The following is a 14,944-nucleotide window of genomic DNA, read 5'->3' as shown; positions in this document are numbered from 1 at the left end:
CGTGAGTGAACTGAGCCACGTCGACCGCACGGGTGCGGCCCGGATGGTCGACGTCTCCGGCAAAGAGGCCACGGCCCGCACGGCGATCGCGACCGGCGTCGTGCGGACCACGGCCGAGGTGGTCGGGCTGCTCTCGGCGAACGGCCTGCCCAAGGGCGACGCGCTCGCGACGGCGCGGATAGCCGGGATCATGGGCGCGAAGAAGGTGCCGGACCTGATCCCGTTGTGCCATCAGGTCGCGCTGTCCGGGGTCAAGGTGGAGTTCGAACTCGGCGAGGCCGAAGTGCGGATCACCGCCACGGCCAAGACCAAGGACGTCACCGGGGTCGAGATGGAAGCGCTCACGGCCGTGGCCGTCGCCGGGCTCACGGTGCACGACATGATCAAGGCCGTCGATCCGGCCGCCACTCTGGACGAGGTCCGGGTGGAGCGCAAGGACGGCGGGAAGACCGGAGTCTGGGAGCGGCCATGAAGCGCACCGCACGGGTGATCGTCGCGTCGAACCGCGCGTCCGCCGGGGTCTATGCCGACCGCACCGGGCCGGTGATCGCGCAGTGGCTGACCGAGCACGCGTACGACGTGCCCGAGCCGCTGGTGGTGCCGGACGGCGAAGCTGTCGGAAAGGCGCTGCGCGACTGCCTCCACGACGAGGTCGACGTCATCATCACCACCGGCGGCACCGGAATCTCCCCGACCGACCGCACCCCGGACGAAACCGCGGCGGTACTGGACCACCAGTTGCCCGGGCTCGCCGAGGCGATCCGCACGGCCGGCCTGCCCAAGGTCCCGACGGCCGTGCTGTCGCGCGGGCTCGCCGGGGTGGCCGGCCGGACGCTCGTGGTGAACCTGCCCGGCTCGCGAGGCGGGGTGAAGGACGGGCTCGGCGTGTTGGACGGCGTGCTGGAACACGCCGTGGACCAGCTCGCGGGCGCCGACCACCCGCGCCCGGCGGATCCCGGCCCGCTCCCGGTGCACACCGCGTCGGTGAACTCTCCGCGGATAGCCCTGGCGCAGGTGACGGAGCAGCCGCTGTCCGTCGAGGCGCACGCCGCGCTCGTCGACGACCAGGCGGCGGGTGCCGTGGTCAGCTTCGGCGGCGTGGTGCGCAACCACGATGGCGGCAAAGCGGTGGAGACCCTGTACTACGAGGGGCACCCGAGCGCGGGCGATGTCCTGGCCCGGGTTGTGGCCGAGGTGGCGGCTCGCCGCGAGGGCGTGCGCGCGGTGGCCGTGAGCCATCGGCTGGGCGCGCTCGGTATCGGCGATGTCGCGCTGGCCTGCGCCGTGGCCGCCGATCACCGGGCCGAGGCCTTCGCCGTGTGCGCGGAGCTGGTGGACGAGGTGAAAACCCGGCTGCCGGTGTGGAAGCACCAGCACTTCGCCGACGGCTCCGACGAGTGGGTCAATTCGCCCTGAGCCCGCGGGGCGCCTGTTCGCGGCTCTGAGGGCGTTGGAGCGCCGGGGGGTCTGAAGCACCCCGGCGGAAAGCCATTCGCCGATTGTGCGGCTTTTCAGGCGCTTTTTCGTATCGCACGGGTGGGTGTCACCCTGACGCGCCGAAGGCCCCACCGCCCGGGGGATCGGCGGTGGGGCCTTCGGTTTGCGCATCGGGGCTTCGTAAAGCTCCTGAACCCGCGGGACTCAGGGCGTCACGCACCCGCGATCTCGCGATCGCGCGACGGGTGACCTGCGAGAGGGCACCGCGTCAGTGGCCTTCAGCAGGTCACTTGGTGGCGATCTTCTGGCCAACGAGGATCATGTTGGCGTTGGGGATGTACTGGGAGTTCAGCTGCTGCAGCTTCTGGTAGCCGCCCTGAACGCCGGTCTTCTGCGCGATCTTCGACAGCGTGTCGCCCGCCACGACGGTGTAGTCACCGTTCGGGTTCGAGGTCGGCAGGCTGGTCGCCGCGGGGGCGGTGACCTTCTTCGTGGTCGAAGTCGTGGACTTCTTCGGGGTGGCCTTCTTGGTGGTGGAGCTGGTGCTCTTCTTGGCCGAGCTCGACGAGGTCGAACCCGCCTTCTTGCCACACACCGGCCACGCGCCGACACCCTGGCCCTGGAGGACCCGCTCGGCGACCTGGATCTGCTGCTCGCGGGACGCACCCTGCGGGCTGCCGGTGCCGCCGTAGGCCTTCCACGTGCTCTGCGTGAACTGCAGACCACCGTAGTAGCCGTTGCCGGTGTTGGTGCTCCAGTTGCCACCGCTCTCGCACTGCGCGATGGCGTCCCAGTTGACGCTGGAGGCCTGCGCGGGGGTCGCGGCGATGGCCAGCGGGGTGCCGACCGCGATACCCGCCACGGCGACGCGGGCGATGTTGCGGGCGGCAGGGGACATCTTGCGGTGCTTGCCTCGGTAGGACATTTCGAAATATCTCGGGCTCCTGCGCCGTCGAGCCGGACCACCAGGGGACCAGGCTTACAGGCGCGCCCTTTCGGGGCGCGGGGTCCACCCGGCGGGATCCGGGCTTACCAACGCGGTCCTCGGTTCGGGGCCGTGGACCGTGTCCCTTCCGTCCCTGCCCTGAAGCTACTTTCGCTCGGGGTATTTGGTCCGGGATTCCGCCGGGCAGGGTTTGGCGCTTTCGGAATCCCGGTCTTGCCGTGACTGGTCGGGGCCAGCCGAAAAGCGACGGTACGTAACTGCGGGCGTGATCGGAAATTATCCGGTACGTGACCTACATCACAGTAACAAGGCGCAACCTATGACGATTTGGATGTTTTTCCAGGTCAGCGAGCCGTTACCTCGCCGTTTCCTTCTCGAGATATTTCACTGATCGTGAGGTCTGGGTCACGTCGTTTCGGCGCGACTGGTCCGTTGGTGCAACGCTCCGAACGGACTGGGGAACCGTTGCTCAACCGCCGGCGAACGGCGGGAGAACGTCGAGTTCCGCCCCGTCCGGAAGGAGCCGGGAATGATCTCGGACGGCGATTCCGTCGATCAGGAAGCTCGCCGCCTCGAGCACGCGGGGCAGGCCGACGGGATGACGCTCGCGCAGGACGCCCAGCGCCTCGTGCACGGACACGCCCGCCGGCAGCAGGACGGTCTCCTGCTCGACCCCGGCGGCAGCCCGCGCGGACGCGAAATAACGCACCAGCACCGTGGTCACGCCGCCTCAGCCCCCGATCGCGCTCATCGGCCGGATCGGCTGCGCGAACCCGGCGTCGTTGATTTCGTGCCCGGCAAGTTTGCCCCACATGGTGAGCCGCCAGGCGCGCGCCACCTCTTCGTCGTCCGCGCCGCCGCGAAGGAGCGCGCGCAGGTCCGTCTCGTCGTTGCTGAACAGGCAGGATCGCACCGCGCCGTCGGCGGTGAGCCGGGTGCGTTCGCAGGCCGCGCAGAACGGCCGCGTGACCGACGCGATGATGCCGACGTCGGCAGGGCCGCCGTTCACCAACCAGCGTTCGGCGGGCGCCCCGCCGCGTTCGGCGGCGCTCGGTGAGAGCGTGAACTCCGCCTGCAGCCGCGCGAGGATCTCCGCGGCCGTGATCATGTTGCGGCGATCCCAGCCGTGCTGGGCGTCCAGCGGCATCTGCTCGATGAACCGCAGGTGGTAGCCGTGCTCGAGGGAGAAGCGCAGCAGCTCCGGCGCCTCGTGCTCGTTGATGCCCGGCAGGAGTACCGCGTTCACCTTCACCGGGTCCAGCCCAGCCTCGCGCGCCGCGGCGAGTCCGTCGAGGACATGGGAGAGTCTGTCCCGGCGGGTGATCGTGCGGAAGGTGTCGGGGTTGACGGTGTCGAGCGAGACGTTGATCCGGTCCAGGCCGGCGGCGGCGAGCGCGCCCGCCCGCTTCGCGAGGCCGATTCCGTTGGTGGTCATGGAAAGTCGCGGCCGAGGGCGCAGCGCGCCGATCCGCCCGATCAGCTCTTCCAGGCCCGGCCGCAGCATCGGCTCGCCGCCGGTGAGCCGGATGTCGGTGACGCCGAGGCGCTCCACCGCCACCCGCATCAGGCGCAGCAGCTCGTCGTCCGTCAGTACCTCTTCTTTGGGCAGCCACGGGAGGCCCTCGGCGGGCATGCAGTAAGTACAGCGCAGGTTGCACCGGTCGGTGAGTGAGACGCGGAGGTCGGTGGCCACCCGGCCGAACGTGTCGACGAGAGCGGGCGTGTCCGGTCTGGGCGCGGACACGTCGTGGAGACCCGGGACGCGGGGCAGGCCGAGATTTACCGCACTCATTGACACCAGCCTAACCCGCGTCAAGGTACCGGGACGATCACTAGAATATTTAGGACAGTGAGTTTTTCGAACGCCGAGACTTGTCCGGGGGAAGGAAGCGCGATGGCGGAGCCGCCGAAGTACCCGGTGCCGCCCGCGGTGCTCGAGCGCTTTGCCGAACTCGGCAGGGAAAGCAGCACGCTTGCGGTGCTCCGGCACGCGCGGATAGCCGAGCGGATGGGCCTGTCCGGCACCGACCACAAGGCGCTCGATCTGGCGGCCCGCGAGGAGGGCCCGCTGACCGCGGGCCGGATAGCGCAGCTCACCGGGCTGTCCACCGGCGCGGTCACCGGGGTGATCGATCGCCTGGAGCGCGCGGGTTTCGTCCGCCGCGTGCGCGACACCCGGGACAGGCGCAAGGTGCTCGTCGAGATCCTGCCGATGGACGAGGAGAAGTACGCCCCGTTGTTCGCTTCCGCGAAGTTCGCGATGGAACGGGTGCTCGAGCGGTTCAGCCCGGCGGAACGCGAGGTCGTGGAGCGATACGAACGCGAGCTGGCCGATGCGATCCGGGCGGACATCTTCGACTCCGAGGACGCATAGCTTTTCCGCAGGCACGGAGATAATCTGCCCCGCATGCCGCAATTTCGGTTTTCGGAAGCAGCCGGGCTGCTCGGGGTCAGCGACGACACGGTACGTCGCTGGGTGCGCGCCGGTCAGCTGACCGCCGGCGTGGATTCGGTCGGCCGCAAAGTGGTCGACGGAGCCGAGCTGGCCGCCTTCGCCCGCGCTCAGGCCGCGCAGCCCGACGATCCTTCGGACATCGGGCGTTCCGCACGCAACCGCTTCGTCGGGCTGGTCACGGAAGTGACCTCGGACAAGGTGATGGCGCAGGTCGAGATCCAGGCCGGTCCGCACCGGGTGGTCTCGCTGATGAGCACCGAAGCGGTCCGCGAGCTCGGTCTCAAGCCGGGCGTCCTCGCGGTGGCGGTGGTGAAGGCGACGACGGTCGTCGTCGAGACTCCTGGAGGAGAGCGTTGAAGAAAGTACTGGCGGGACTGGCCGGGCTCGCACTCGTGCTCACCGGCTGCGGTTCCTCGAACGGCAACGCAAGCGGCAGCGGCGGCACCAGCAGCGCCCCGCAGGCACAGACACTGACCGTCTACGCGGCCGCTTCCCTCACCGAATCCTTCAACGCGCTGAAGACCGAGTTCGAGGCGGCGCACCCCGGCGTCACCGTGAAGTACAGCTTCGGCGGCTCGTCCACGCTCGTGCAGCAGCTGACCAACGGCGCGAAGGCCGACGTGTTCGCCTCGGCGGACGAGGCCAACATGAACAAGGCCGTGCAGGGCGGGGTGGTCGACGGCACGCCGACGATCTTCGCCACGAACAAGCTGACCATCGCCACCCCGCCCGGGAACCCCAAGGGGCTCAAGACCTTCGGCGACCTGGCCAACGGCGGGCTGAAGGTCGTGGTCTGCGCGTCGCAGGTGCCGTGCGGTTCCGCGACGGAGAAGGTGGAGAAGAACACCGGCGTCACGCTGAAGCCGGTCAGCGAGGAGCAGGACGTCAAGCAGGTGCTGGCGAAGGTCGAGTCCGGGGACGCCGACGCTGGCCTGGTCTACGTCACCGACGCGAACACCGCGCAGGGCAAGGTCGCGCAGGTGGACTTCCCGGAGTCGGCGCAGGCGATCAACAACTACCCGATCACGGTGCTGAAGGACGCGCCGGCCGGTGACCTCGCGAAGCAGTTCGAGCAGTTCGTGCTCGGCGCGCAGGGCAAGGCGGAGCTGACCAAGGTGGGCTTTGGCACGCCGGCCCAGTAGCCGGTCCGTTCCGCGAGCGAAGGTCCCGTGGGTGCTCTGGGTGCCCGCGGGACTCGCCCTGCTGCTGGTCGTGCTGCCGGTGGTCGGGCTGCTCGTGCGGTCCGACCTGTCCCGGCTGCCGACGCTGATCGTGTCGGACGCGGCGGTGGACGCGTTGGGGCTTTCACTGGAGACGGCCGCGATCTCCACCGTCGGCTGCGTGGTGCTCGGGGTGCCGCTGGCCGTCGTGCTCGCGCGTTCACGGGTGCCCGGGATCAGGGTGCTGCGCTCGCTCGTGCTGCTGCCGCTCGTGCTGCCGCCGGTCGTCGGCGGGCTGGCGTTGCTGTACCTGTTGGGGCGCAAGGGTTTCCTCGGCTATCTGCTGGACACCGCGTTCGGCGTGACGGTGCCGTTCACCACGGCGGCGGTGGTGATCGCGCAGATCTTCGTCGCGATGCCGTTCCTGGTGGTGAGCCTCGAAGGGGCGTTGCGCAACGCCGGTGACCGCTACGAACAGGTGGGCGCGACGCTCGGGGCCAAGCCGTGGACGGTGTTCAGGCGAGTCACCCTGCCGCTGCTGCTGCCGGCGCTGGGGTCCGGCGCGGTGCTGAGTTTCGCCAGGGCACTGGGCGAGTTCGGGGCGACCATCACGTTCGCGGGCAGCCTCCAGGGCGTGACGCAAACGCTTCCGCTCGCCGTCTACACCGAGGCCGAGTCCGATATAGACAGTGCGGTCGCGATGTCGCTGATACTGATCGTGGTCGCCGTCGTCGTGATCACGGTGGCGCGGCCGCGGGCGCTGGAGGGCAACCCGACGTGATGTTGCGGGCCGAGATCGAGCTGAGGCGGGGCACCTTCGAGCTGGAGGTGGACTTCGAGGTCCCGGCCGGAACGGTGCTGGCGATACTCGGGCCGAACGGTTCGGGCAAGTCCAGCCTGCTCGGCAGCCTGTCCGGGCTGTTCCGGCCGCAGCGGGCGGAGATCCGCCTCGGCGACCGTGACCTGCACGGACTGCCGCCGCACGCCCGCTCGGTGGGGCTGCTTTCGCAGGATCCGCTGCTCTTCCCGCATCTGTCCGTTGTGGACAATGTGGCGTTCTCGCCGCGGTCGAAGGGGGCGTCGAGGGGCGAAGCGAAGCGGATCGCCCGGCGCTGGCTGGCTGAAGTGGACGCCGCGGAGTTCGCCGACCGCAAGCCGCGGCAGCTCTCCGGCGGCCAGGCGCAGCGGGTGGCCGTGGCGCGGGCGCTGGCGGGAGAACCGGATCTGCTGCTGCTCGACGAGCCGATGGCCGCACTCGACGTGGACTCCGCCCCGGCGATCCGCGGTCTGCTGCGGCGGGTGCTTCGCGCCGACAGAAGCCGAGCGACCGTGCTGGTGACTCACGATCCGCTGGACGCGCTCGCGCTGGCGGACCACGTGCTGGTGCTTTCGCGGGGCAGGGCCGTCGAACGCGGCCCGACGCGCGAGGTGCTGGCCGCTCCGCGAACGGCGTTCACCGCGCGGATCGCGGGGCTGAACCTCGTGCCCGGCACCGCGGCCGAGGGCGGGCTGCAGACCGAAAACCGGTTCGTCGCCGGGATGCTCGCCGAAGACGTCGCGCTCGGGGAACCGGCGGTCGCGGTGTTCGCGCCGAGCGCCGTGGCCGTGTACCCGGCGGACGACGGCCATCCCGGCAGCCCGCGCAACACGATTCCCACCGTGGTGACGGCGGTCGAACCCCATGGCCCGGTGGTCCGGCTGCGCACCGAATGCGGGATGTCCGCCGATCTGACTCCCGCGGCCGTGGCCGACCTCGGTCTGGAGCCGGGCACGCCGGTGCAGCTGTCGATCAAAGCCACGACGGTGACGGTGCATCCCGCTCTCGGCCAATAAGGTGGGGGTATGACGCAATGGACGTACCTGACCGACATGGACGGGGTGCTGGTGCACGAGGAGCACCTCGTCCCGGGTGCCGACGAGTTCCTCGCCGAACTGCGGGCGAACGACGCGTCGTTCCTGGTGCTGACCAACAACTCGATCTACACCCCGCGTGACCTGCGGGCGCGGCTGCAGCGCAGCGGGCTGGACGTGCCGGAGGAGCGGATCTGGACCTCCGCGCTGGCCACCGCGAAGTTCCTCGACAGCCAGCGGCCGAACGGCTCGGCGTTCGTCATCGGCGAAGCGGGCCTGACCACGGCGCTGCACGAAGCCGGGTACGTGCTGACCGACCGCGACCCGGATTACGTCGTGCTCGGTGAGACGAGGACGTACAGTTTCACCGCGATCACCAGGGCGATCCGGCTGATCGAGGGCGGGGCGAAGTTCATCGCCACCAACCCCGACGCCACCGGCCCGAGTCTCGAAGGGCTGCTTCCTGCCACCGGTTCCATCGCCGCGCTGATCGAGCGGGCCACCGGGCGTTCGCCGTACTACGTCGGGAAGCCGAACCCGCTGATGATGCGGTCCGCGTTGCGGTCGCTTGGCGCGCATTCGGAGAGCACGATCATGATCGGTGACCGGATGGACACCGACGTGCACTCCGGGATCGAGGCGGGGCTGCAGACCATTCTGGTGCTGACCGGGATCTCGACGAAGGAGTCCGCCGAGCGCTATCCGTACCGGCCGACGGTGGTGCTCGATTCGATCGCCGACCTGGTGGGCCGCACCCAGGACCCGTTCGGCGACGGGCTGCTCTCCCGGGAGTACTGAGCAGGGCTTATGGTCAAACCGTGGATGTCCCGACTTACGCCGTAGGTGACGTGCACGGGCACCGGGAAGAGCTGACCGACGCCCTGCGCGGGAAGAAGCTGCTCGACGAGAACGACGACTGGTGCGGTGGTGACGCGCACCTGTGGTTCCTCGGCGACTTCGTGGACCGCGGCCCGGACGGGGTCGGCGTCATCGACCTGGTGATGCGGCTGGAGGAGCAGGCCGCCGACGCCGGCGGTGCCGTGCACATGCTGCTGGGCAACCACGAGATCCTGCTGCTCGGGATGTACCACTTCGGCGACACGGAGGTGCCGTCGGATTTCGGGCCGCGGAGCTTCGCGCGGAGCTGGGAGATCAACGGCGGGCAGCTGTCGGACCAGGACGCGCTCACCGACGACCACATCGAGTGGCTGAGCACGAGGCCGCTCGTCGCGCACAGCGGTGAGCACCTCCTGCTGCACTCGGACACCCTCGAGTACCTGGACTGGGGCGACACCGAGGACGAGATCAACGAGACCGCGCAGGAGATACTGGCGGGCAACGACCTCGCGGCCTGGTGGGACGTCTGGCGCCGGATGACCACGCGCTATGCCTTCCGCGGCCCGGACGGCGCGGAGGTCGCCGAGCGCCTGCTCGAGGTGCTCGGCGGGGAGCGGATCGTGCACGGGCACAGCGTGATCGCCGACCAGCTGGGCATCCACCCCACCCAGATCGAGGCCCCTTTTCTCTACGCGGGCGGAAAAGTACTAGGCATCGACGGCGGTTTGTTCGCGGGCGGCCCCTGCCTGATCGTGCCGCTGCCCTGGGAACCAGAAGACTAGGGACCCACCCCAATAAACCGGAACCCGGCAACGCGAAGCGAGCCGTCCCACCGACCACACCCCGCGGCCACGCGCGTCCGTTGCTGCCGCAACGCCCCCACACAAATCAAGGAGCCGGAACGATCTCCCGCCCCAGCGGTACCAGGCTGACCGGGATCATCTTGAAGTTCCCCAGTCCCAAGGGAATCCCGATGATCGTGATGCACAGGGCGATGCCGGTGAGGATGTGCCCGAGCGCCAGCCACCAGCCGGCGAAGATGATCCAGATGACGTTCCCCAGCACGGACGCGACCCCGGCGTCACGCCGTTCCACGAGGGTGCGGCCGAACGGCCAGAGCGCGTAGTTCGCGACGCGGAAGGACGCGATGCCGAACGGGATCGTGACGATCAGGATGCAGCAGATGATCCCCGCGACCAGGTATCCCAGCGCCATCCAGAATCCGCACAGCACCAGCCAGATGACGTTCAGCAGTACGCGCATTCAGACCACCAGCTCCCCGCTCATGACTGTCACGGCCTGGCCGGCGAGCCCGACGCGCTCGCCTCGGAGGTGGGTGCGCACCACGCCGCCGCGCTCCGACGCCTGCTCGCCCGTCAGTTCCACCCGCCCCAGTTCCCGCGACCAGTAGGGCGAAAGGGTGCAGTGCGCGGAACCGGTGACCGGGTCCTCCGGTACGCCGACCGCGGGCCCGAAGACGCGGCTCACGAAGTCGATCCCCGGTTTGTCGCCGGGCGCGGTGACGATCACGCACCGGGCCGGCCAGGACGCGATCACGCCCAGATCCGGCTTCACCGCACGGACTTCCGCCGCCGTGCTCGCGCGGACGAGGATGTCGGTCTTCCCGCGCAACACGCCTTCCACGGTCACCCCGGGCAGCGCCGCGGCCACGTCGTCCTCGGCTGTTTCCGACGGGTCGGCCGGGAAGTCCATGTGTACCCAACCGTCGTCGGCCCGCGTGCGCAGTTCACCGCTGCGGGTGAGGAAAACCTGTTCGCCACCGAGGATGTGCCCGGTGGCCAGCGTGGCGTGGCCGCACAGATCCACCTCCACCGCGGGCGTGAACCACCGCAGCGGCCGCGGACCCTCGCCGACCTCGACGAACGCGGTCTCCGGGTGCTTCAGCTCGGCCGCGACGGACTGCATCCAGGCCGCGTCGGCGGGCTCGTCGAGGAGCACGACCCCGGCGGCGTTGCCGGCGAACGGCGTGTCGGTGAAGGCGTCCACGATGTACAGGCGCATATCGCCACCATAGACTCGAACCCGTCAACGTCGACGATCTCCAGGAGGCATCATGCCTGGCGTACCCGCGGTGCCGAGCTACTCGTCCGGTACCTCCGACGTCCCGTTGCTCGGTGACACGATCGGTGGCAACTTCGACCGCACCGTCGCGGCTTTCGGTGATCGTGAGGCGATGGTCGAATGCCAGACCGGGCGCCGCTGGACGTACGCGGAGCTGTCCGAGGTCGTGGACGAGCTGGCGCTCGGGTTGCTGGAGCTGGGGATCGGCAAGGGTGACCGGGTGGGGATCTGGGCGCCGAACTGTGCGGAGTGGACGTTCACGCAGTACGCGACCGCCCGGATCGGGGCGATCCTGGTGAACATCAACCCGTCGTACCGGTCGCATGAGCTGGAGTTCGTGCTGAACCAGGCGGGGATCCGGTTGCTGGTGTCGGCGGAGAGCTTCAAGACCTCGGATTACGCCGGGATGATCGAGGAGGTGCGGCCGCGCTGCCCGCGTCTGGAGCAGGTGGCGTTGATCGGTGGGCCGGTGTGGAATTCGTTGCTGGAGAACGGAAAGGCCGCCGACCGGGCCGTGCTGGACGAGATCGTGTTGTCGGCCGATGACGCGATCAACATCCAGTACACCTCCGGCACGACGGGGTTCCCGAAGGGCGCGACCCTGTCGCACCACAACATCCTGAACAACGGGTTCTTCGTCGGGGAGTTGTGTCATTACACGGAGGCGGACCGGATCTGCATCCCGGTGCCCTTCTACCACTGCTTCGGCATGGTGATGGGCAACCTGGCGGCGACGAGTCACGGGTCGTGCATGGTGATCCCCGCGCCGGGTTTCGACCCCAAGGCCACCCTCGACGCGGTGGCCACCGAACGCTGCACGTCGTTGTACGGCGTGCCGACGATGTTCATCGCCGAGTTGTCGCATCCGGGATTCGAGGGTTACGACCTCTCCAGTCTCCGCACCGGGATCATGGCCGGGTCGCCGTGTCCGGTGGAGGTGATGAAGCAGGTCATCGAGCGGATGGGGATGGCCGAGGTCTCCATCTGCTACGGGATGACCGAGACGTCGCCGGTGTCCACCCAGACCCGTGCGGATGACAGCATTGAGCGCCGGGTGTCGACGGTGGGGCGGGTGATGCCGCATCTGGAAGTCAAGGTGGTCGACCCGGAGACCGGCCTGACCGCGCCTCGCGGCGAGCCCGGAGAACTGTGCACCCGCGGGTATTCGGTGATGCTCGGGTATTGGGAGCAGCCGGACAAGACCGCCGAGGCGATCGACCGGGCCCGCTGGATGCACACCGGAGACCTCGCGGTGATGGATGCCGAGGGGTATGTGAACATCACCGGCCGGATCAAGGACATGGTGATCCGGGGCGGGGAAAACGTGTATCCGCGGGAGATCGAGGAGTTCCTCTACACCCACCCCGACATCCTCGACGCCCAGGTGATCGGCGTGCCGGATGAGCGGTATGGGGAAGAGTTGATGGCGTGGATCCGGATGCGGGAAGGGAAAACCCCGCTCACCGCGGAAGCGGTGCGGGAGTTCTGCACCGGGAAACTGGCCCACTACAAGATCCCGCGTTACGTCCACATCGTCGACGAATTCCCGATGACCGTGACCGGGAAGATCCGCAAGGTCGAAATGCGGCAGCAGGCCGTTTCCTTGCTGGGCTTGGAAAAGGCGGCCGCGGCCCGGCATGCCTGACGGGCCGCGGCCGTCGGCTCAGCCCTGGGCCATGATCTCCGCGAACGCCTTCGCGTCCTCCTCGCCGAAGGTGTCTTCGAGGCGTTCCGGGGAGTAGTCGACGTCGATCTGCTGCACCGGCACGCCGCGCGCGGACTCGATGGCGCCCAGCCGACGTTGCGCGCGATCGGCGGCGTAGTCGAGGAACTCCTGCGGGTCGTTGTCGAACGGGCGGGGTTCCTCGAACTGCTCGTTGACCCACTGGATCATGCCGAGCGCGTGCGGCAGCAGCTCGTTCATCCGCTGCTGCACCGCTTCCCACAGCGAATCGTCGGCGGCGATGTGGCGGCGGCAGGTGAACGTGCCCCACGCCATGTGCCGGCGCTCGTCGTCGCCGATGTGCTTCACCAGCTTCTGCATCCCGGGCAGGATGCCGCGTTTGGTGCAGACCTTCTGCCACGCGTAGTACCCCGTCAGCGCGAGGCTGCCTTCGATCACGTGGTTGTAGGTGACGCTCGCGCGGATCTGGTTCAGCGGGCTCGGGTCGGTGGCGAGGATGCCGAGCGACTCCGGCAGCTCTTCGTAGAAAAGCTTGCGGTAACTGGGATTTTCCGACACGTACGAAGTCAGGTCGTCGGTCAGCCCGACCGCGTCCATCCAGCGCCGGAAGACCTCGGTGTGCTTGGCCTCCTCGAACGCGAACTGCGTCAGGTACATCTCGTCGCCGAAGCGGCCTTCGGCGGCCATCGCCCGCATGAACGGCTGGATGTCCTGGGTGACCGCCTCTTCACCCGCGATGAACTGCGCGCACAGGTACGTGGCGGAGCGCCGTTCGTCGTCGGTGAGGGTGGCCCAGTCGGCGCCGTCCTTGCTGAAGTCGATGTCGGCCGGGTTCCAGAACTTGGCGTTGCCCTTGGTGAACAGCCGAAGCGGGAACGAGTCCCAGTTCAGGCCGCCGGCGCGCAATGAGGTGAATCCGGTGCGGTGTGCCGCGAGCAGGTCGGTCATTTCTCACACTCCATTGTGGACAAATGGTGGGCGATGGCCGGGGAGACCGCGGCGCAGACCATGTCGGCCGCTTCCGCCGCGGAATGGGTCGGCAGCACGAGATGGCTCAGTGCCAGCCGGGTGACGGTTTCGGCGAGCAGCACCGCGGTGCTCTCGTCGAGTGCGGGCAGGAACTCCCGGTAGTGCGCGGCGGCCATTTCGACCGCCGCGGAGAGCACCGGCTCACCTCGCGTGGTGAGCAACGGCAGCAGGTCCTCGCCGGCCTGGGTGCCCAGAGCCGAGGCGACCAGCTTGTTCTCCCGCCCGTGTTCGATGGTGAAGACGACCGCGCGGTGGATCCCGGCGAGCAGGTCCGGCGCCGCGTCGAACCGGGTCCGGATGCCCTCCAGGAACTCCGCCGTCGTCCGCAGCGCGACGGCCTGCACGAGCGCCGTCTTGTTGCCGAACTCGTTGTAGACGGTCTGCCTGCTCACCCCGGCGGAGGACGCGACGTCCGCCATGCGCAGGCCGGCGTGACCCTGTGTGGCCAGCAGCCCGGTCGCGGCGTCGAGCAGCGCTTCCCGCAGTGACGCCTTGGTGCGCTCCGCGAAGGAGGAAGTGATCTCAGCCACAGGCCCAGCTTGACACGGTGGCGGGAAATGTCAAGCGGGTGGACTCGATTGGCTTACGTGTAAAGACGGTTACGGTGGTCGGCGTGGGGATGACCGTGGGCTTCGACCTGGACATGACGCTGATCGACCCGAGACCAGGGATGATCGCGGTGATGAACGCGCTCGGCGAGGAGGCCGGGCTGCCGCTCGACGGCGAGCACTTCGCGAGCAACCTCGGCCCGCCGCTGGACATGGTGCTGAGCGAGTTCGGCGCCCCCGCCGAACGCATCCCCGCGCTGGTCGCCCGTTTCCGTGAGCTGTACCCGGAGATCGTCGTCCCGAAGACAGTGGCGCTGCCCGGCGCGCACGCCGCGCTCGACGCTGTCCATGCCGCGGGCGGCAGAACCGTTGTGGTGACTGGGAAATACGGCCCGAACGCGGCGTTGCACGTGAAGGCGCTCGGCTTCGCGGTGGATGTGCTCGTCGGTGAACTGTGGGCGGCGGGCAAAGCCGCGGCGCTGCGCGAGCACGGCGCCGAAGCCTATGCCGGAGATCACCTCGGCGACGTACGCGGAGCGCTCGCCGCCGGTGTGCTGCCGATCGGGGTGACCACCGGGCCGTGCAGCCGCCAGGAACTCACGGCCGCCGGCGCGGAGGTGGTTTTCGACAGCCTGGAAGAGTTTCCGGGCTGGCTCAGCTCTTACGGTGCTCCCGCACCAGCGCGATGAGCCCGAGCAGGATGCCCAGCGGCGTCAAGACTCCGGCCGCCGCGCTGAGCCACACCGGCAGGTCGCGCAGTCCGGCCGCGAACATGACGAACACGACCAGCACGGCCAGTACGCCCAACGCGAACACCCCGATGCCCACTCGCATCAGCCAGGGCTTGCGTGGTTGGGTCTTGGCCGCAGTTTCCATGCCCCAAGGTTAGAACGCTTGGCCGCTTCTCCCCAGGGC

The 14,944-nt window shown here is 68.9% G+C and carries 19 protein-coding genes; 11 read left to right on the top strand and 8 right to left on the bottom strand.

Features of this window, described 5'->3' with window-relative positions:
- Position 1: 1 nt before the first annotated feature.
- Complete coding sequence (gene moaC / locus FPZ12_RS13110; protein WP_144746972.1) at positions 2 to 472, top strand: cyclic pyranopterin monophosphate synthase MoaC; 471 nt, start codon at positions 2 to 4, stop codon at positions 470 to 472.
- The gene (locus FPZ12_RS13105) at positions 469 to 1,416 is read left to right on the top strand and encodes a molybdenum cofactor biosynthesis protein MoaE (protein WP_144746974.1); all 948 of its coding nucleotides are present in this window, start codon (positions 469 to 471) and stop codon (positions 1,414 to 1,416) included. The genes moaC and FPZ12_RS13105 overlap by 4 nt, the downstream gene beginning before the upstream one ends.
- A 307-nt stretch (positions 1,417 to 1,723) precedes the next feature.
- Here FPZ12_RS13105 and FPZ12_RS13100 read toward each other — a convergent pair whose 3' ends face one another.
- The 3 genes from FPZ12_RS13100 to moaA form a co-directional block, all read right to left on the bottom strand.
- Positions 1,724 to 2,362: a LysM peptidoglycan-binding domain-containing protein gene (locus FPZ12_RS13100; protein WP_144746976.1), complete on the bottom strand. Its 639-nt coding sequence runs from the start codon at positions 2,360 to 2,362 to the stop codon at positions 1,724 to 1,726.
- 490 nt (positions 2,363 to 2,852) lie between these two features.
- Positions 2,853 to 3,107: a MoaD/ThiS family protein gene (locus tag FPZ12_RS13095; protein WP_144746978.1), complete on the bottom strand. Its 255-nt coding sequence runs from the start codon at positions 3,105 to 3,107 to the stop codon at positions 2,853 to 2,855.
- Between the two features lie 6 nt (positions 3,108 to 3,113).
- A complete protein-coding gene (gene moaA, locus FPZ12_RS13090; protein WP_144746980.1) occupies positions 3,114 to 4,175 on the bottom strand; it encodes a GTP 3',8-cyclase MoaA in 1,062 nt (353 codons plus the stop codon).
- Between the two features lie 102 nt (positions 4,176 to 4,277).
- Between moaA and FPZ12_RS13085 the strand changes: the two genes are divergently transcribed.
- Genes FPZ12_RS13085 through FPZ12_RS13055 form a run of 7 tightly spaced genes read left to right on the top strand, consistent with a single transcriptional unit; the run spans position 4,278 to position 9,468 of the window.
- Positions 4,278 to 4,757, top strand: coding sequence for a MarR family winged helix-turn-helix transcriptional regulator (locus FPZ12_RS13085; protein WP_166462716.1), 480 nt, complete (start codon positions 4,278 to 4,280; stop codon positions 4,755 to 4,757).
- A gap of 33 nt (positions 4,758 to 4,790) precedes the next feature.
- Positions 4,791 to 5,195 carry a TOBE domain-containing protein gene (locus FPZ12_RS13080; RefSeq protein ID WP_144746981.1) on the top strand — a complete coding sequence of 135 codons (405 nt, stop codon included), beginning with the start codon at positions 4,791 to 4,793 and terminating at the stop codon, positions 5,193 to 5,195.
- On the top strand, positions 5,192 to 5,980 hold the full coding sequence (gene modA / locus FPZ12_RS13075) for a molybdate ABC transporter substrate-binding protein (RefSeq protein ID WP_144746983.1): 789 nt from the start codon (positions 5,192 to 5,194) through the stop codon (positions 5,978 to 5,980). The genes FPZ12_RS13080 and modA overlap by 4 nt, the downstream gene beginning before the upstream one ends.
- A gap of 31 nt (positions 5,981 to 6,011) precedes the next feature.
- The gene (locus tag FPZ12_RS13070; RefSeq protein ID WP_144746984.1) at positions 6,012 to 6,779 is read left to right on the top strand and encodes an ABC transporter permease; all 768 of its coding nucleotides are present in this window, start codon (positions 6,012 to 6,014) and stop codon (positions 6,777 to 6,779) included.
- Entirely contained in the window at positions 6,776 to 7,831 is a 1,056-nt protein-coding gene (locus FPZ12_RS13065; protein WP_144746985.1) for a sulfate/molybdate ABC transporter ATP-binding protein, read from the top strand. Before FPZ12_RS13070 ends, FPZ12_RS13065 begins: the two co-directional genes overlap by 4 nt.
- Before the next feature lie 9 nt (positions 7,832 to 7,840).
- On the top strand, positions 7,841 to 8,647 hold the full coding sequence (locus FPZ12_RS13060) for an HAD-IIA family hydrolase (protein ID WP_144746986.1): 807 nt from the start codon (positions 7,841 to 7,843) through the stop codon (positions 8,645 to 8,647).
- Positions 8,648 to 8,667: 20 nt separating this feature from the next.
- Entirely contained in the window at positions 8,668 to 9,468 is an 801-nt protein-coding gene (locus tag FPZ12_RS13055) for a metallophosphoesterase (RefSeq protein WP_144746987.1), read from the top strand.
- 106 nt (positions 9,469 to 9,574) lie between these two features.
- Here FPZ12_RS13055 and FPZ12_RS13050 read toward each other — a convergent pair whose 3' ends face one another.
- On the bottom strand, positions 9,575 to 9,949 hold the full coding sequence (locus FPZ12_RS13050) for a YccF domain-containing protein (protein ID WP_144746988.1): 375 nt from the start codon (positions 9,947 to 9,949) through the stop codon (positions 9,575 to 9,577).
- The gene (locus FPZ12_RS13045) at positions 9,950 to 10,708 is read right to left on the bottom strand and encodes a PhzF family phenazine biosynthesis protein (RefSeq protein WP_144746989.1); all 759 of its coding nucleotides are present in this window, start codon (positions 10,706 to 10,708) and stop codon (positions 9,950 to 9,952) included.
- Between the two features lie 52 nt (positions 10,709 to 10,760).
- On the opposite strand from FPZ12_RS13045, the gene FPZ12_RS13040 reads away from it, so the two are divergent.
- Positions 10,761 to 12,413 (top strand): AMP-binding protein, encoded by a 1,653-nt coding sequence (locus FPZ12_RS13040; protein WP_144746990.1) that lies wholly within the window; start codon positions 10,761 to 10,763, stop codon positions 12,411 to 12,413.
- An 18-nt stretch (positions 12,414 to 12,431) separates the two neighbouring features.
- Here the strand turns inward: FPZ12_RS13040 and FPZ12_RS13035 are convergent, their stop codons facing one another.
- Both FPZ12_RS13035 and FPZ12_RS13030 read right to left on the bottom strand, forming a co-directional pair.
- Complete coding sequence (locus FPZ12_RS13035; RefSeq protein ID WP_144746991.1) at positions 12,432 to 13,400, bottom strand: R2-like ligand-binding oxidase; 969 nt, start codon at positions 13,398 to 13,400, stop codon at positions 12,432 to 12,434.
- Positions 13,397 to 14,011, bottom strand: coding sequence for a TetR/AcrR family transcriptional regulator (locus tag FPZ12_RS13030; RefSeq protein WP_144746992.1), 615 nt, complete (start codon positions 14,009 to 14,011; stop codon positions 13,397 to 13,399). Before FPZ12_RS13030 ends, FPZ12_RS13035 begins: the two co-directional genes overlap by 4 nt.
- 83 nt (positions 14,012 to 14,094) lie before the next feature.
- On the opposite strand from FPZ12_RS13030, the gene FPZ12_RS13025 reads away from it, so the two are divergent.
- Positions 14,095 to 14,718, top strand: a complete 624-nt coding sequence (locus FPZ12_RS13025; protein WP_144746993.1) for an HAD family hydrolase — start codon at positions 14,095 to 14,097, stop codon at positions 14,716 to 14,718.
- On the opposite strand, the gene FPZ12_RS13020 is transcribed toward FPZ12_RS13025, so the two are convergent.
- On the bottom strand, positions 14,684 to 14,905 hold the full coding sequence (locus tag FPZ12_RS13020; protein WP_144746994.1) for a hypothetical protein: 222 nt from the start codon (positions 14,903 to 14,905) through the stop codon (positions 14,684 to 14,686). The genes FPZ12_RS13025 and FPZ12_RS13020 overlap by 35 nt on opposite strands.
- Positions 14,906 to 14,944: the final 39 nt, after the last annotated feature.

The organism is Amycolatopsis acidicola (assembly GCF_007713735.2).
Lineage (GTDB): Bacteria > Actinomycetota > Actinomycetes > Mycobacteriales > Pseudonocardiaceae > Amycolatopsis_E > Amycolatopsis_E acidicola.
The sequence above is the reverse complement of the archived record's forward strand: the minus strand, read 5'-3'. Positions and strand labels throughout refer to the sequence as shown.